The sequence below is a fragment of the Phycobacter sedimenti genome, from assembly GCF_038148855.1.
Taxonomy (GTDB): Bacteria; Pseudomonadota; Alphaproteobacteria; order Rhodobacterales; family Rhodobacteraceae; genus Phycobacter; species Phycobacter sedimenti.
This window is the reverse complement of the sequence record NZ_JBBVGR010000001.1, coordinates 212,794-226,400: the sequence shown is the minus strand read 5'-3', so window position 1 is coordinate 226,400 and position 13,607 is coordinate 212,794. Positions and strand designations below refer to the sequence as shown.

Genomic DNA, 13,607 nt, shown 5'->3' with positions numbered 1-13,607 from the left:
GATCCCGGCGGCGATTTGCTCCATTTTGCCGCGTAAAGTAACCCCGTCACATTCCGGAGCGCAACATGCCCCAAGAAAACGAAACACCGGCCGCCCCGTCGGCAGCCGCCTATAAACGTGTCATGCTCAAGATCTCTGGCGAAGCCTTGATGGGGGATCAGGGGTTTGGCCTGCACCCGCCCACCGTTCAGCGCATCGCCCAGGAAGTCAAATCGGTGCACGACATGGGCGTCGAGATCTGCATGGTCATCGGTGGCGGCAATATCTTCCGCGGCCTTTCGGGCGCGGCGCAGGGGATGGAGCGCACCACGGCCGACTACATGGGCATGCTGGCCACCGTGATGAACGCCCTTGGCATGCAGGCCGCACTTGAAGGTCTGGGTGTCTACACGCGGGTGATTTCCGCCATTCCGATGGATCAGGTCTGCGAGCCCTACATTCGCCGCCGCGCCGTGCGTCACCTGGAAAAGAAACGGGTCTGCATCTTTGCCGCAGGTACCGGCAACCCCTATTTCACCACCGACACGGCGGCGACCCTGCGGGCAAACGAGATGGGCTGCGAGGCGATCTTCAAGGGCACCAAGGTGGACGGCGTCTACGACAAGGATCCGGTCAAGTTTGACGATGCCAAGCGCTATGACACCGTCAGCTATGATGATGTGCTGGCCAAGCGCCTGGGCGTGATGGATGCCTCTGCCATTGCGCTGGCGCGGGACAACAGCCTGCCGATCATCGTCTTCTCCCTGGACGAGCCGGGTGGATTCCGCGGTATTCTGGCCGGAGAGGGCACCTACACCAAGGTTCAGGGCTGAGCGCAAGCCGCAAGAGGCGAAACGATTGGCCGTCTTGCGAAACGGAATGGTGGCTGCTTCGGACCGAGGCGGCTTTCCATCGCCAACATTGCTATACAATCTTGCGCCAATCGCTTATGAGCGGTGTAAAGACCGCCTCAAGTCAGGGGAGAGAGCAGAATGTCTGATGATTTTGAACTGGATACCGACGATCTGAAGCGCCGCATGGATGGTGCCATGACCAACTTGCGCACGGAGTTTGCCTCCCTGCGCACGGGGCGTGGCTCGGCTTCGATGCTGGAGCCGGTGATGGTGGATGCCTATGGTTCGATGACGCCGATCAACCAGGTTGGGACCGTGAACGTGCCCGAGCCGCGCATGGTCACCATCAACGTGTGGGACAAGTCGCTTGTGGGCAAGGTTGAAAAGGCGATCCGGGAATCCGGCCTGGGTATCAACCCGCAGCTCAATGGCACGATCATCATGCTGCCGATCCCCGAGCTGAACGAAGAGCGCCGCCGGGAGCTGAGCAAAGTCGCAGGCCAGTATGCCGAGCACGCGCGCGTCTCGATCCGCAATGTGCGCCGCGACGGAATGGACCAGATCAAAAAGGCCAAGGCCGACGGCATGTCCGAGGACGATCAGAGGTTCTGGGAAAGCGAAGTTCAGGACCTGACCGACAAGATGATCAAGGCGGTGGACGATGCGCTGGAGACCAAGCAAGCCGAAATCATGCAGGTCTGATCCCAAGCCATGGCCGAACTGACAGACACGGCGCTCCAGAAGGACGCCCCGCATGCGGGCATCCCACAGGGGCCTTGCCATGTTGCCATCATCATGGATGGCAACGGGCGGTGGGCTCAGTCCCGCGGACGTCCGCGGCTTTTCGGCCATCACGCTGGGGCAAAGCGGGTTCGAGAAATCGTCGAATGTTGTCCGGGCCTTGGCATCAAGTATTTGACGATATTTGCCTTTTCGACCGAGAACTGGAAGCGGACCCAGGTGGAGGTCGCCGGCCTCATGAGCCTGTTTCGCCGCTATATCTCCAAAGAGATGAAGGCGCTCGCGGCCAGGAATGTGCGGGTGCGATTCATCGGGGATCGGGTACGCCTTGATGCCAAGCTGATCCAGTTGATGGACCAGCTGGAAGAGGAAACCAAAGGCAATGACGGAACACATCTGACCATTGCGCTGAACTACGGGGGGCGGGACGAGGTGGCCCGCGCCACCAAACGTCTGGCTCAGGATGTGGCGGCTGGCAAACTGTCGCCGGATGATGTGGATGAAGAAACCCTGCCCAGGTACCTCGACACGCATGTTCTGCCCGACCCCGATCTCGTGATCCGCACCAGCGGAGAAGCGCGGATCTCGAACTTTCTTCTGTGGCAATCGGCCTATGCCGAGTACGAGTTCATCGACACGCTCTGGCCGGATTTTTCGGCTGAAGAGCTTGAGCGGCTGTGTCGGCACTACTCGACGCGGGATCGCCGTTTCGGAGCGGTCAAGACATGAGCACGGGGCGCTGGTCAGATCTGATGCCGCGGATCCTGTCGGCAATCGTGATGGTTGCCGTGGGCTTTGTCGAAATCTGGCTCGGAGGGGTCTGGTTCGCACTGCTCATCGCTGCGGCCTGCGGAGGTATGATCTGGGAGCTGGTGCGCATGCTGGCGCCGGATCAGGACGGACAGGCCCTCCAGCTTGGGAGCATGGCGGCAGCGGCGGTGCTCGGCGCGACGCTTTTGCCGACCATGTGGGGGATGCCGCTTCTGGCCGCCCCCGTGATGGCAGGGATCTTTCAGATGCCGTCAGCATCGCGGGTGCGCTTTGGTCTGTTTGGCCTTTGGATCGTCTGCGCAGGCTTCGCATTCGTCTGGCTGCGCAACGAAATGGGCGTTCTCTGGCTGCTGTGGCTGATCGGGGTCGTGGTTGTTACGGATATCGCCGGATATTTCGCGGGCAAGATCATTGGTGGCCCCAAACTCTGGCCGCGCATCAGTCCCAAGAAAACCTGGTCGGGCAGTTCCGCCGGGTGGCTTGCGGCGGCCGGTGCAGGCCTGGCCTTTTCCGAGGCCTCGGGGCTTGGACTGTGGGCAGTCGCCTTGTCCGTGGTCATCTCGATGGCCAGTCAGGCCGGAGATATCGCCGAAAGCGCGTTGAAACGGCGCACGGGCGTTAAGGATTCCAGCGCGCTCATTCCGGGGCACGGCGGGTTGCTGGATCGGTTTGACGGCATGCTTGGCGCGGCAGCGGCCTTTCTGATTTTCGTGATGTTTTTCGGATAGCCGCGAAAGGCCGGATGATGCGCAAGATTTCAATCTTCGGGGCTACTGGATCTATTGGTCAGAATACAATCGATCTGATCCGCCGCGCCCCGCGCGATTATGATGTGGTTGCCCTTACGGGCGGCGCGAACATCGCGCAACTTGCCCGCGACGCCATTGCCCTCAAGGCTGACGTGGCCGTCACCGCCTTTGAAGACAGGTTGGAGGACCTGCGCGCCGCCCTCGAGGGCAGTGAGGTCGAAGCGGCAGCAGGCCAGGAGGCTCTGATCGAGGCTGCCGACCGTCCAGCGGACTGGATCATGTCCGCCATCGTGGGTGCTGCCGGGCTGGCGCCTGGGCTGAAGGCCTTGGAACAGGGGGCAACGCTCGCTTTGGCCAACAAGGAGTCCCTTGTGTGCGCAGGTGAATTGCTGATGCGCACAGCCCTGAAACACGGCGCCCGCCTTCTGCCCGTGGACAGCGAGCATTCGGCCATCTTCCAAGGGCTTGTCGGCGAAGACATCTCTGCCGTGGAGCGGATCATCATTACGGCCTCGGGTGGGGCTTTCCGGGATTGGCCGCTGGAGGACCTGGGAGGCGCAACCCTTGAGGAGGCCTCTTCTCATCCCAACTGGGACATGGGGCAAAGGATCACGATCGACAGCGCCTCGATGTTCAATAAGGCCCTGGAAGTTATTGAGGTGAAAGAATTCTTTGGCGTCGTCCCGAGCCAGATCGAAGTTCTCGTCCACCCGGAGTCCATGGTTCATGCCCTTGTCGGGTTCAAGGATGGCGCGCTGATGGCGCATCTGGGCGCACCGGACATGCGCCATGCCATCGGATATGCCCTGCACTGGCCCGAGCGCAAGGACCTGCCGGTGGACAGGCTCGATCTGGCCCAGATCGGCCAGCTGAACTTTCGAAAGCCTGATCCGGCGCGTTATCCGGCGTTGAGCCAGGCCTATGACGTCATGGATCGGGGCGGTCTGATGGGGGCGGCGTTCAATGGCGCCAAGGAACGGGCACTGGACCTGTTCATCGAGGGGCGCATCGGGTTCACCGATATGGCGGACATCACCGCAACCGTTTTGGAACGGATGGAGGCACAAAGTGGCCTCATTGATTCCGCAATGACCCTTGATAACGTCACCGAAACGGACCATCTCGCTCGGCAAGAGGCAACACGCGCCGCAGCAGAACGTCAATAAGGTAAGAACTTGGATATCGTATCTCTTCTCCCGCAGTTTGGCGGTTTTCTCTATGTGGTCGCCAGTTTTGTGGTGGCGCTGTCGGTGATCGTGGCCGTTCATGAATACGGCCATTACATCGTCGGTCGCTGGTCCGGCATTCACCCTGAGGTTTTCTCGCTTGGGTTCGGTCCTGTGATCTGGAGCCGCGTCGACAAGCGGGGCACACGCTGGCAGATCGCCCTCCTGCCTTTTGGCGGATACGTCAAATTCCTTGGGGATGCGGATGCCGCCTCTGGCAAGGATGCCGGAGCGATGCAGGCTGCAGCGCAAGACCCGGCGCATTTGCGCAAGACCATGCACGGCGCGCCGCTTTGGGCACGCAGTGCCACCGTGGCGGCTGGTCCCGTGTTCAACTTCGTGATGTCCGCGATCATTTTCTCGGCGCTCGCCCTGTCTCAGGGGACCGTGCGCGAGCCTTTGACCGTGGGAGGGCTCTTGCCGCTTCCTGGTGTTCAAAATGGACTCAGGGCGGGCGATGAGTTGATCGCTCTGGAAGGGGTGGCCATTCCGCAAGAGAGCGATGGCACCTCCTGGACGGCCTTCCGCGAAGCCCTGCCTCTGGTGCAGCCGATGCAATACGAGGTGCGCCGCGGTGGAGAGGTGGTGTCGGTGGAGGGGCCTTTCCTGTCGCCGCCTTACGTGCGCGGCGTCGCACCGCGCAGTGCCGCGTCTGATGCCGGTCTCAGGCCCGGCGACGTGATCACTGCGGTTGACGGTCAGCAGATCTTTGCGTTCGACCAGCTCAAGTCGGCCGTTGAACAGGCCGACGGGCGCGAACTGGCCCTGTCGGTTTGGCGCGACGGGCAGGACCTTGACCTGACGCTTGCCCCGCGCCGCACGGATGAGCCGCAGGCCGATGGCAGTTTCGCAACGCATTGGCGTATCGGCGTCATCGGAGGCCAGGCCTTTGAGCCGGCAACCGAAGCGGCGGGTCTTGGCGAATCGCTGGCCGCCGGGGTTTCCCAGGTCTGGTCTGTTGTCGATATGTCGATTTCCGGGCTGACCCACATGATCACCGGGGCAATCAGCACCTGCAACCTGTCCGGCCCGATCGGGATTGCTGAAACCTCGGGCGCAATGGCCAGCCAGGGCCTTGATAGCTTCATTCGCTTCATCGCTGTCCTGTCGACGGCGGTTGGGATGTTGAACCTGTTCCCGGTGCCGGCGCTGGATGGGGGACATCTGGTCTTCTATGCCTATGAAGCGGTGTCCGGGCGCCCGCCGAACGATGCGGTCATGCGGATCCTGATGACGCTGGGCATTGCGGTCATTCTTTCCCTGATGCTCTTTGCGCTCGGAAACGACATTTTCTGTTAAATCTTAAGTAACCAGTTTGGCGGCTGCGCGGCATCGCCAAACTGTGGCCATATTCGCGATCTAGGGATGGTCCCGGATGGGCTTCGTGCGATGTCGCACGGCGCCGTTCATTTGCAGTGAATGAGAATATGGAGGGCTCTGATGGATCGGTTGACGAGAATGGATCCGGGATTGGGTCTTTTGATGAGCCTGAACTGGGATCGCATGCTATCCGTCCTGGCTGTTGTGCTAAGTCTGTGTGCCGGCGCATGGATCGCCTCCCTCTGACGGGGGGGCGTTTCGTCTATAGCTGAGAACCGTTCGCACAGGCTGACCGCTCGATCTTTGAGCATGTTCGTGCCAGACAATGCGTTCTTGGTTTTGACAACGGACTTTAAACCCGATACGCACGATTAAAAGCTGCTTAAAAAATCGGGTTATGACTGATGGTTCGGGGGAAAGTCGCGGGTATATCCTGCGGTGTGCGTATCAAACGCACCAATATTTTGTATAGAAGCGTATCTGCCGCCGTTCTGGCGGTCACCATGGGGTTTGCATTAACACCTGTTGTCGCCAACGCTCAAAGCTATCGTTTCAATGCTGTTCAGGTTGAGGGCAATCAGCGCATTCAGACCGATACCATCGTGTCTTATGCGGGGCTGGAACGCGGTAAATCCGTCAGCGCCGGGCAACTGAACGATGCCTATCAGCGTATTCTGGCCAGCGGTGTGTTTGAGACCGTGGAACTGGTTCCACGTGGCAACACACTCGTCATCAAGGTGACCGAGTTCCCAACCATCAACCGGATCAACTTTGAAGGCAATCGTCGCATCAAGGACGACAAGCTGGCTGAACTGATCGAATCTTCCCCCCGACGTGTCTTCAGCGCCGCCCAGGCCGAACGGGACGCCGAAACGATCGCGGCTGCCTACGGGGCGCAGGGCCGCCTTGCTTCGCGCGTGACCCCGCGGATCATCCGCCGGAACGACAATCGGGTGGATCTGGTCTTTGAGATCGTCGAAGGCGATACCATTGAGGTGGAACGCGTTTCCTTTGTCGGAAACAAGGCCTACTCTGATCGCAGGCTCCGCCGTGTTCTGGAAACCAAGCAGGCCGGTTTGCTGCGGACCTTCATCAACAAGGACACGCTTATCGAGGATCGCCTCCAGTTCGACCGGCAGGTGTTGAGGGATTTCTACCTGTCTCGCGGATATGTGGACTTCAAAATCAACAGCGCCAACGCCGAAGTCACGCGGGAGCGTGATGCGGTTTATCTCGTTGTTGATGTGACCGAAGGGCAGCAGTTCAAATTCGGCAACATCTCGGTCACAAGCGAGATCGCGGAAGCCGATGCCGATCTTTACTTCTCGGCGTTGAAGGTCAAGCCGGGCGTCGTCTACTCGCCGCTGCTTGTGGAACGGGCCATCGAGAAACTTGAAACGCTTGCTGTCCGGCAGGGGGTGGATTTCCTGCGGGTGGAGCCGCGGGTTACACGCAATGATCGCGATCTGACGCTGGACGTCGAGTTTGCCTTGGTCCGCGGTCCGCGGATTTTTGTGGAGCGGATCGATATCGAGGGGAACACGACAACACTTGACCGTGTCATCCGCCAACGGTTCCGGACAGTCGAGGGGGATCCTTTCAACCCGCGCGAGATCCGGGAAGCGGCTGAACGCATCCGGGCTCTGGGTTTCTTTTCTCAGTCCGATGTCGAAGTGCGTGAAGGCAGCTCCGAGAATCAGGTGATCGTCGATGTTGATGTGGACGAAAAACCGACCGGCTCGCTCAGCCTGGGTGGCGCCTATTCGGTAAACGACGGCTTTGGTGTGAACGTCGGACTGTCGGAAAACAACTTCCTTGGACGCGGTCAGCGTTTGTCTTTCTCGATCGCAACAGCTCAGGAATCGGAAGAATACGTTCTTGGTTTTACGGAACCCCACCTTCTGGGCCGGGATCTGACATTCGACCTGGATCTTGGGATTTCGGAAACCGATTCCAGCTTTGCCGAATACGATACCTCGCGCGCGTTCTTCCGTCCTGCGCTCACCTTCAAATTGAGTGAAGATACCTCTTTGCAGGTGCGGTACGAGTGGTCCAAGAGCGAGATGATCAAACGAGCCGATGGCGTGGTTTCCGGGGTCTCCTACCCCGTTGCTGGACCGGTTGTCAGCAGCGAGATCGCTCAGGGTGAAAAATCCACCAGCGCGATCGGTCTGACATATACGTACGACAGCCGTATTTCCGGGCTCGATCCCAATCGCGGCTTCGTGGTTCAGGTCAACGCGGACTATGCCGGCATTGGCGGAGATAGCGAATACCTGCGCTCCACTGCGAAAGTTGTGGCTCAGCGAAAAATCCTGAACGAAGAGGTGACCCTGCGCGCGACGCTGGAGACGGGTTCGCTGCACTGGATGGGCAATGACAACAGCCGCTCCATCGATCGTTTTGTCCTGAACCCAAGCATCATGCGGGGCTTCGAGCCGGGCGGTATTGGGCCTAGGGACACGTCACCGCGTCCGGGCGGCGTAGGTGGCTCTTATAGCGATTTCCTTGGGGGCAACCTTTACGCGGTCGCACGGTTTGATGCGGAATTCCCGCTCGGTTTGCCCGAGGAACTGGGGCTTCGCGGCGGACTTTTCTATGATGTCGGTAATCTTTGGGGATTGCAGAACGTGAATACCGCAGCCGCTGGTGGAAACATTCAGGGACGCAACGGATCCTTCCGGCATGTCATTGGATTCTCTGTCCTGTGGACCACGGCCTTCGGGCCTTTGCGCTTCAATTTCTCGAACGCGATCAAGAAAGAAGACTACGATCAGGAGCAGAGCTTCGATCTGACGTTGCAAGCGCGGTTCTGATTGCCTGTGGCACCTGCGTTTTCACATGTGAGCAATACGAAGGAGCCAGGAGTGCCACACCGGCGCCCCTGGGCAGGATGAGACAGGGAAAAGATACGATTGCACGCCTTGTCCTTGCGGCAATGATGGCTCTTGCCATCGGCCCTGGGCCCGCCGGGGCGCAGGGCGATGTGGCGCGCTCGACCGCTCCCTTCGAGCCGCTCCGCATTCAGGGCGGCCAACTCGGGACGCCTCTGAGCGGAGTTCTCACCATTCAACCTGAGCGCTTGTTTTCAGAAAGCGCATTCGGCAAGCGCATCACGCGGGAACTGGAAGCCGAAGGGGCTGTCCTGACCGCTGAGAACCGCCGGGTCGAGGCTGAACTCCGGGCCGAGGAACTGGAACTGACCGAGCGCCGAGCGTCGATGGGGCCGGAGGCATTCCGTGCCTTGGCGGATGCCTTTGACGAAAAGGTTCAGGAAACCCGCCGCACTCAGGTCCGGAAACTTAGAGAAATCAACCAGATGCGCGAAACAGCGCGGCGGGATTTTTTCGCGGCTTCATTGCCCGTGCTCCAGGGAATTCTCCGTGACAGCGGTGCCGGCGCCATTTTGGACCATGCATCAGTCTTTCTGAGTGCGGAGGCCGCGGATGTGACGGAACTCGCAATTGCCAAAATCGATGCGGTTTTGGGGGATGGATCGGATTTGAGCGATACTTCAACCGACCCCTGAAAAGGTCGGAAACAGCCATGCCCCCGCGCTTGCCCAGAGCGGTCAAGGTTGCTAGGGACGCGCAACGCATAACAAACGGGACATACGCCATGACAGCCGATCTCAAAAGCGCGGATATTCACCTGATCCAGCGGATCTTGCCGCACCGCTATCCGTTCCTGCTGGTGGACAAAGTGGTTGATATCGATGGCTATGCTTCGGCCCGCGGCATCAAGAATGTCACGATGAATGAGCCGCATTTCCAGGGGCATTTCCCTGGAACCCCGATCATGCCGGGTGTGACCATTGTGGAAGCCATGGCGCAGACCGCCGGCGTGATGCTGGGTGTCGGCATGGATATGATCGACACCGATCTGCTGATCTATTTCATGAACATCGACAAGTGCAAATTCCGCCGCAAGGTGATCCCCGGCGATGTGCTGGAGATGAACGTGGAAACCCTGCGCGGGAAGAAGGGCGGCAAGATCTTCAAGTTCAGGGGCGTTGCCTCGGTTGATGGGGAAACCGCTGCCGAAGCCGAATTCTCGGCCATGGTCGATATTCAAAAGGACTGAGCCAGATGAGCCTGATCCATCCGTCCGCCGTGATCGAAGAGGGCGCCACGATTGGCGAGGGCTGCGAGATTGGCCCGTTCTGCGTCGTCGGAGCCGGGGTGACACTCGGGGACCGGGTGGTGCTGAAATCCCATGTGGTTGTCACGGGCGATACCGAGATCGGAGAAGACACGACAGTTTTTTCCTTCGCCGTGATCGGTGAGATCCCCCAGGATCTGAAATTCAAGGGCGAGAAAAGTCGGACGGTGATCGGCAAGCGTAACCGCATCCGCGAACATGTGACCGTAAATGCCGGCACCGAAGGCGGGGGCGGGGTCACCCGGATCGGGGATGATGGTCTGTTCATGGCCGGCTGCCACATTGCCCATGACGCCCAGGTGGGGGACCGCGTGATTGTCGTGAACTCGGCCGCTGTGGCGGGGCATTGCGTGCTGGAGGATGATGTCATCATAGGTGGCCTTTCCGGAATTCACCAATGGGTTCGGATTGGCCGCGGTGCCATCATCGGGGCCGTCACCATGGTCACTAATGATGTGATCCCCTATGGGCTGGTGCAGGCCCCGCGCGGAGAGCTTGACGGATTGAACCTGGTCGGTCTGAAACGGCGGGGTGTTGCGCGCTCTGACATTACGGCGCTACGGGCCGCCTTTCAGATGCTCGCCCAGGGCGAAGGCACCTTCCAGGAGCGCGCCCGGCGTTTGGGTGACGAAACCGACAGTGCCTATGTGGAAGAGATCATCGGCTTTATCACCGGAGCCAGCGACCGCTCCTTCCTGACGCCGGGTGGGTGAGCCATGATTGCATTGATCGCGGGGCAGGGCGCCTTGCCTGCAGAAATCTGCAAACGTCTGACAGAGCGGCCATTGGTCTGCGCCATGATGGGATCGGAACCCGATGCACTGGATGCTGAGATCACCTTTCGCCTTGAGCAGTTCGGCAGTTTTCTGGAGCGCCTGAAATCTGCGGGCATCGCAGAGATTTGCCTTGCCGGGGCGGTGACCCGCCCGGTGATCGACCCTTCGGCCATCGACGCGGCAACCTTGCCGATGGTTCCGGTTCTTCAGGGGGCCTTGTCTGCGGGGGATGACGGGGCCCTGCGGGCGGTCATGCAATTGATCGAGGCCGCCGGTTTCACCGTGCGTGCCGCGCATGAGGTTGCACCGGATCTTCTGATGGCGCCGGGGGTGCCGACGCGCGTTCAGCCGGGCGAGCTGGACAAGGCCGATGCGGCGCGCGGCGCCGAGGTGGTTGCCGCCATGAGCGCGGCCGACATCGGCCAGTCCTGCGCAGTGCGTGCAAGGCAGGCGATCGCAATTGAAACGGTATTTGGCACCGATTGGATGCTGGACACGCTGATCCGACGCCCGGACGGGCAGGGGGGCGTGATGGTCAAGGCGCCGAAACTGGGTCAGGACCGCCGGGCCGACCTGCCGACGATTGGCCCCTCCACGGTCAAAAAGACGGCGGCTGCAGGGCTGTCCGGTATCGTGCTTGAGGCGGGCGGAGTGATCGTATTGGATCAGGAGGCGGTAATCGCGGCTTGTGATGATCTGGGTCTCTTCCTGTGGCTGCGGGACGGGGCATGAGCCTCAGGGTCTTTATCCTGGCCGGTGAGCCTTCGGGGGATCGGCTGGGCGCTGCGCTGATGGAGGGACTCAAGACCCTCGACCCCGGTGTTACGTTCGAAGGGATCGGCGGTACGCTGATGACGGCTCAGGGGCTTTCGTCCCGTTTTCCAATGGCTGAGCTTTCGGTGATGGGGCTGGCCGAGGTGCTGCCGAAGTACCGACATTTGAAACGCCGCATCCGTGAAACCGCCGAGGCCGTCGTCGCCACGCAGCCGGATGTGCTGATCACCATCGACAGCCCGGATTTCTCGCTGCGCGTGGCGCGTCTCGTCAAAGAGCAAAGCAACACCCGAACAGTGCACTATGTGGCGCCTTCGGTCTGGGCCTGGCGGCCGGGGCGGGCGCAGAAGATGGCGAAATCCATCGATCAGGTGCTGGCCCTGCTCCCCTTCGAGCCGCCCTATATGGAGGCGGCGGGCATGGAGTGTGATTTTGTGGGGCATCCCGTGGTGGGGGAGCGGCAGGCAAATCCAGAGGAGGTTGCGGAGCTGCGGGCAGATCTGGGCCTTGGCGATGCGCCGGTGCTTCTTGCCTTGCCGGGATCGCGGAGGTCCGAGGTGTTGCGTCTTGCTCCGGTTTTTGGCGCGGCCTTGACGGATTTTGTCGGCGCCCACCCCGAGTATCGCATCCTTGTCCCTTGCGCGGGTCCGGTTGCCGACCTGGTGCGCGAACAGGTGGCGGATTGGCCGACGGGCACCATGCTGCTCGATCCCAGAGGGATTGAGCCAACCGTGGCCGAAGCGCGCAAACGGGCGGCCTTTGCGGCTGCGAATCTGGCGCTGGCGGCCTCTGGCACGGTCTCGCTTGAATTGGCGGCAGCGCGCACGCCGATGGTGATTGCCTACAGGTTCCAGTGGCTGACCTGGCAGATCATGAAACGTATGGCGCTGATCGACACGGTAACGCTGGTCAATCTGGTCAGCGACGCCCGCGTCGTACCTGAGTGCCTTGGCCCCGATTGCACCCCGTCCCGCATTGCCAGCGCGTTGTCAGATGTACGTGCCAAACCCGAGGCGCAGGCAGCAGCGATGGCGCTGACGATGGAGCGACTGGGTGAGGGCGGCGAAGCGCCCGGTCTGCGCGCCGCCCGAGCGGTATTGGCGCGGCTTCAGTAACCGCGCCAGATCCAGCCGCCGCCAAAAATCCGGGTGCTGTTTGTGTCATAAAAAACGCAGGCCTGACCGGGCGAGACACCTTCCTCTGGCGTCAGCAGTTCCACTTCGGCCGTGGTCTCTGACAACGGACGAATGATCGCCTCGCGCGGTGGGCGGGTTGAGCGAACCTTGACCGAGACATGCCATTCCTTCTGGCTGGTGAAGGGCGCATCGCCCAGCCAGTTGATTTCGCGCACCGGAATCGTGCGTGTGGCGAGCATCTCTTTCGGTCCGACGACCACCTGTTTCTTTTCGACATCCAGGCGCACGACATAAAGCGGCTCGCTCAGGCCGCCGATGCCAAGACCGCGCCGTTGGCCGATGGTGTAATGGATCAAGCCGGTATGCTGTCCCAGAACACGGCCATCCGCGTTCACGATCTCGCCTGGATCGGCTGCGCCCGGGCGCAGTTTTTCGATCACGCTTGCGTAATCGCCGTTGGGCACAAAGCAGATGTCCTGGCTGTCGGGCTTGTCCGCCACTGCTAGCCCGTATTGGGCTGCCATGTCCCGGGTCGCATCCTTTGAAGGGAGGTGCCCGAGCGGAAACCGCAGAAAGTCGAGCTGTTCCGGCGTTGTTGAGAAAAGGAAATAACTCTGGTCGCGGTTTGCATCCTCGGCGCAGTGCAGCTCTGGCCCGTTTGGTCCCATCTTGCGCTGAATGTAGTGGCCGGTGGCCATGCAATCGGCCTCCAGATCCTTGGCGGTTTCCAGAAGATCCTTGAACTTTACCCTCTCGTTGCAGCGAATGCAGGGAACCGGCGTCGCGCCGGCAAGGTAGCTGTCGGCAAATTCATCGATAACAGCATCCTTAAAAATGTTCTCATAATCGAGGACATAGTGCGGAAAGCCGCGCTCTTCGGCGACGCGGCGGGCATCATGAATATCGATTCCGGCGCAGCATGCACCCTTCTTGGCCAGGGCGGCGCCGTGGTCATAAAGCTGCAGCGTCACGCCAACCACGTCATAGCCCTGATCGGCAAGATATGCTGCAACAACCGAGCTGTCGACGCCGCCCGACATGGCTACGACCACCCGCGTTTCCGAGGGTGGTTTGGCAAAGCCAAGCGAGTTCAGCGGTCCATTCGAATCCAGCGCCATGG

13 protein-coding genes are annotated in these 13,607 nt (G+C 60.6%); 12 read left to right on the top strand and 1 reads right to left on the bottom strand.

What is annotated here, in order from left to right:
- Nucleotides 1–65 precede the first annotated feature (65 nt).
- From pyrH to lpxB, 12 genes are all read left to right on the top strand, one after another.
- A complete protein-coding gene (gene pyrH / locus AADA15_RS01075) occupies nucleotides 66–812 on the top strand; it encodes a UMP kinase (RefSeq protein WP_341639694.1) in 747 nt (248 codons plus the stop codon).
- A 159-nt stretch (nucleotides 813–971) separates the two neighbouring features.
- Nucleotides 972–1,535: a ribosome recycling factor gene (gene frr, locus AADA15_RS01070; protein WP_341639693.1), complete on the top strand. Its 564-nt coding sequence runs from the start codon at nucleotides 972–974 to the stop codon at nucleotides 1,533–1,535.
- Nucleotides 1,536–1,544: 9 nt separating this feature from the next.
- Nucleotides 1,545–2,303 carry an undecaprenyl pyrophosphate synthase gene (uppS, locus tag AADA15_RS01065; protein WP_341639692.1) on the top strand — a complete coding sequence of 253 codons (759 nt, stop codon included), beginning with the start codon at nucleotides 1,545–1,547 and terminating at the stop codon, nucleotides 2,301–2,303.
- Nucleotides 2,300–3,073, top strand: coding sequence for a phosphatidate cytidylyltransferase (locus AADA15_RS01060; RefSeq protein ID WP_341639691.1), 774 nt, complete (start codon nucleotides 2,300–2,302; stop codon nucleotides 3,071–3,073). Before uppS ends, AADA15_RS01060 begins: the two co-directional genes overlap by 4 nt.
- A 17-nt stretch (nucleotides 3,074–3,090) precedes the next feature.
- The gene (gene dxr / locus AADA15_RS01055) at nucleotides 3,091–4,260 is read left to right on the top strand and encodes a 1-deoxy-D-xylulose-5-phosphate reductoisomerase (protein WP_341639690.1); all 1,170 of its coding nucleotides are present in this window, start codon (nucleotides 3,091–3,093) and stop codon (nucleotides 4,258–4,260) included.
- A 9-nt stretch (nucleotides 4,261–4,269) separates the two neighbouring features.
- On the top strand, nucleotides 4,270–5,619 hold the full coding sequence (rseP, locus tag AADA15_RS01050) for an RIP metalloprotease RseP (protein ID WP_341639689.1): 1,350 nt from the start codon (nucleotides 4,270–4,272) through the stop codon (nucleotides 5,617–5,619).
- A 425-nt stretch (nucleotides 5,620–6,044) separates the two neighbouring features.
- The gene (gene bamA / locus AADA15_RS01045; protein ID WP_341639688.1) at nucleotides 6,045–8,456 is read left to right on the top strand and encodes an outer membrane protein assembly factor BamA; all 2,412 of its coding nucleotides are present in this window, start codon (nucleotides 6,045–6,047) and stop codon (nucleotides 8,454–8,456) included.
- A gap of 77 nt (nucleotides 8,457–8,533) precedes the next feature.
- Nucleotides 8,534–9,169, top strand: coding sequence for an OmpH/Skp family outer membrane protein (locus AADA15_RS01040; RefSeq protein ID WP_341639687.1), 636 nt, complete (start codon nucleotides 8,534–8,536; stop codon nucleotides 9,167–9,169).
- Between the two features lie 89 nt (nucleotides 9,170–9,258).
- A complete protein-coding gene (gene fabZ, locus AADA15_RS01035; protein WP_341639686.1) occupies nucleotides 9,259–9,723 on the top strand; it encodes a 3-hydroxyacyl-ACP dehydratase FabZ in 465 nt (154 codons plus the stop codon).
- 5 nt (nucleotides 9,724–9,728) lie between these two features.
- A complete protein-coding gene (gene lpxA / locus AADA15_RS01030; protein ID WP_341639685.1) occupies nucleotides 9,729–10,514 on the top strand; it encodes an acyl-ACP--UDP-N-acetylglucosamine O-acyltransferase in 786 nt (261 codons plus the stop codon).
- A 3-nt stretch (nucleotides 10,515–10,517) separates the two neighbouring features.
- A complete protein-coding gene (locus AADA15_RS01025; RefSeq protein ID WP_341639684.1) occupies nucleotides 10,518–11,309 on the top strand; it encodes an LpxI family protein in 792 nt (263 codons plus the stop codon).
- A complete protein-coding gene (lpxB, locus tag AADA15_RS01020; protein ID WP_341639683.1) occupies nucleotides 11,306–12,466 on the top strand; it encodes a lipid-A-disaccharide synthase in 1,161 nt (386 codons plus the stop codon). Before AADA15_RS01025 ends, lpxB begins: the two co-directional genes overlap by 4 nt.
- Here the strand turns inward: lpxB and mnmA are convergent.
- On the bottom strand, nucleotides 12,460–13,605 hold the full coding sequence (gene mnmA, locus AADA15_RS01015) for a tRNA 2-thiouridine(34) synthase MnmA (RefSeq protein ID WP_341639682.1): 1,146 nt from the start codon (nucleotides 13,603–13,605) through the stop codon (nucleotides 12,460–12,462). The two genes, lpxB and mnmA, sit on opposite strands and share 7 nt — an antisense overlap.
- Between the last annotated feature and the right edge of the window lie 2 nt (nucleotides 13,606–13,607).

Excerpts from the sequence above, each read along its gene's own strand:
- pyrH (WP_341639694.1), top strand. The coding sequence starts at position 66 with ATGCCCCAAGAAAACGAAACACCGGCCGCCCCGTCGGCAGCCGCCTAT.
- frr (WP_341639693.1), top strand. The coding sequence starts at position 972 with ATGTCTGATGATTTTGAACTGGATACCGACGATCTGAAGCGCCGCATG.
- uppS (WP_341639692.1), top strand. The coding sequence starts at position 1,545 with ATGGCCGAACTGACAGACACGGCGCTCCAGAAGGACGCCCCGCATGCG.
- AADA15_RS01060 (WP_341639691.1), top strand. The coding sequence starts at position 2,300 with ATGAGCACGGGGCGCTGGTCAGATCTGATGCCGCGGATCCTGTCGGCA.
- dxr (WP_341639690.1), top strand. The coding sequence starts at position 3,091 with ATGCGCAAGATTTCAATCTTCGGGGCTACTGGATCTATTGGTCAGAAT.
- bamA (WP_341639688.1), top strand. The coding sequence starts at position 6,045 with ATGGTTCGGGGGAAAGTCGCGGGTATATCCTGCGGTGTGCGTATCAAA.
- AADA15_RS01040 (WP_341639687.1), top strand. The coding sequence starts at position 8,534 with ATGAGACAGGGAAAAGATACGATTGCACGCCTTGTCCTTGCGGCAATG.
- fabZ (WP_341639686.1), top strand. The coding sequence starts at position 9,259 with ATGACAGCCGATCTCAAAAGCGCGGATATTCACCTGATCCAGCGGATC.
- lpxA (WP_341639685.1), top strand. The coding sequence starts at position 9,729 with ATGAGCCTGATCCATCCGTCCGCCGTGATCGAAGAGGGCGCCACGATT.
- AADA15_RS01025 (WP_341639684.1), top strand. The coding sequence starts at position 10,518 with ATGATTGCATTGATCGCGGGGCAGGGCGCCTTGCCTGCAGAAATCTGC.
- lpxB (WP_341639683.1), top strand. The coding sequence starts at position 11,306 with ATGAGCCTCAGGGTCTTTATCCTGGCCGGTGAGCCTTCGGGGGATCGG.
- mnmA (WP_341639682.1), bottom strand. The coding sequence starts at position 13,605 with ATGGCGCTGGATTCGAATGGACCGCTGAACTCGCTTGGCTTTGCCAAA.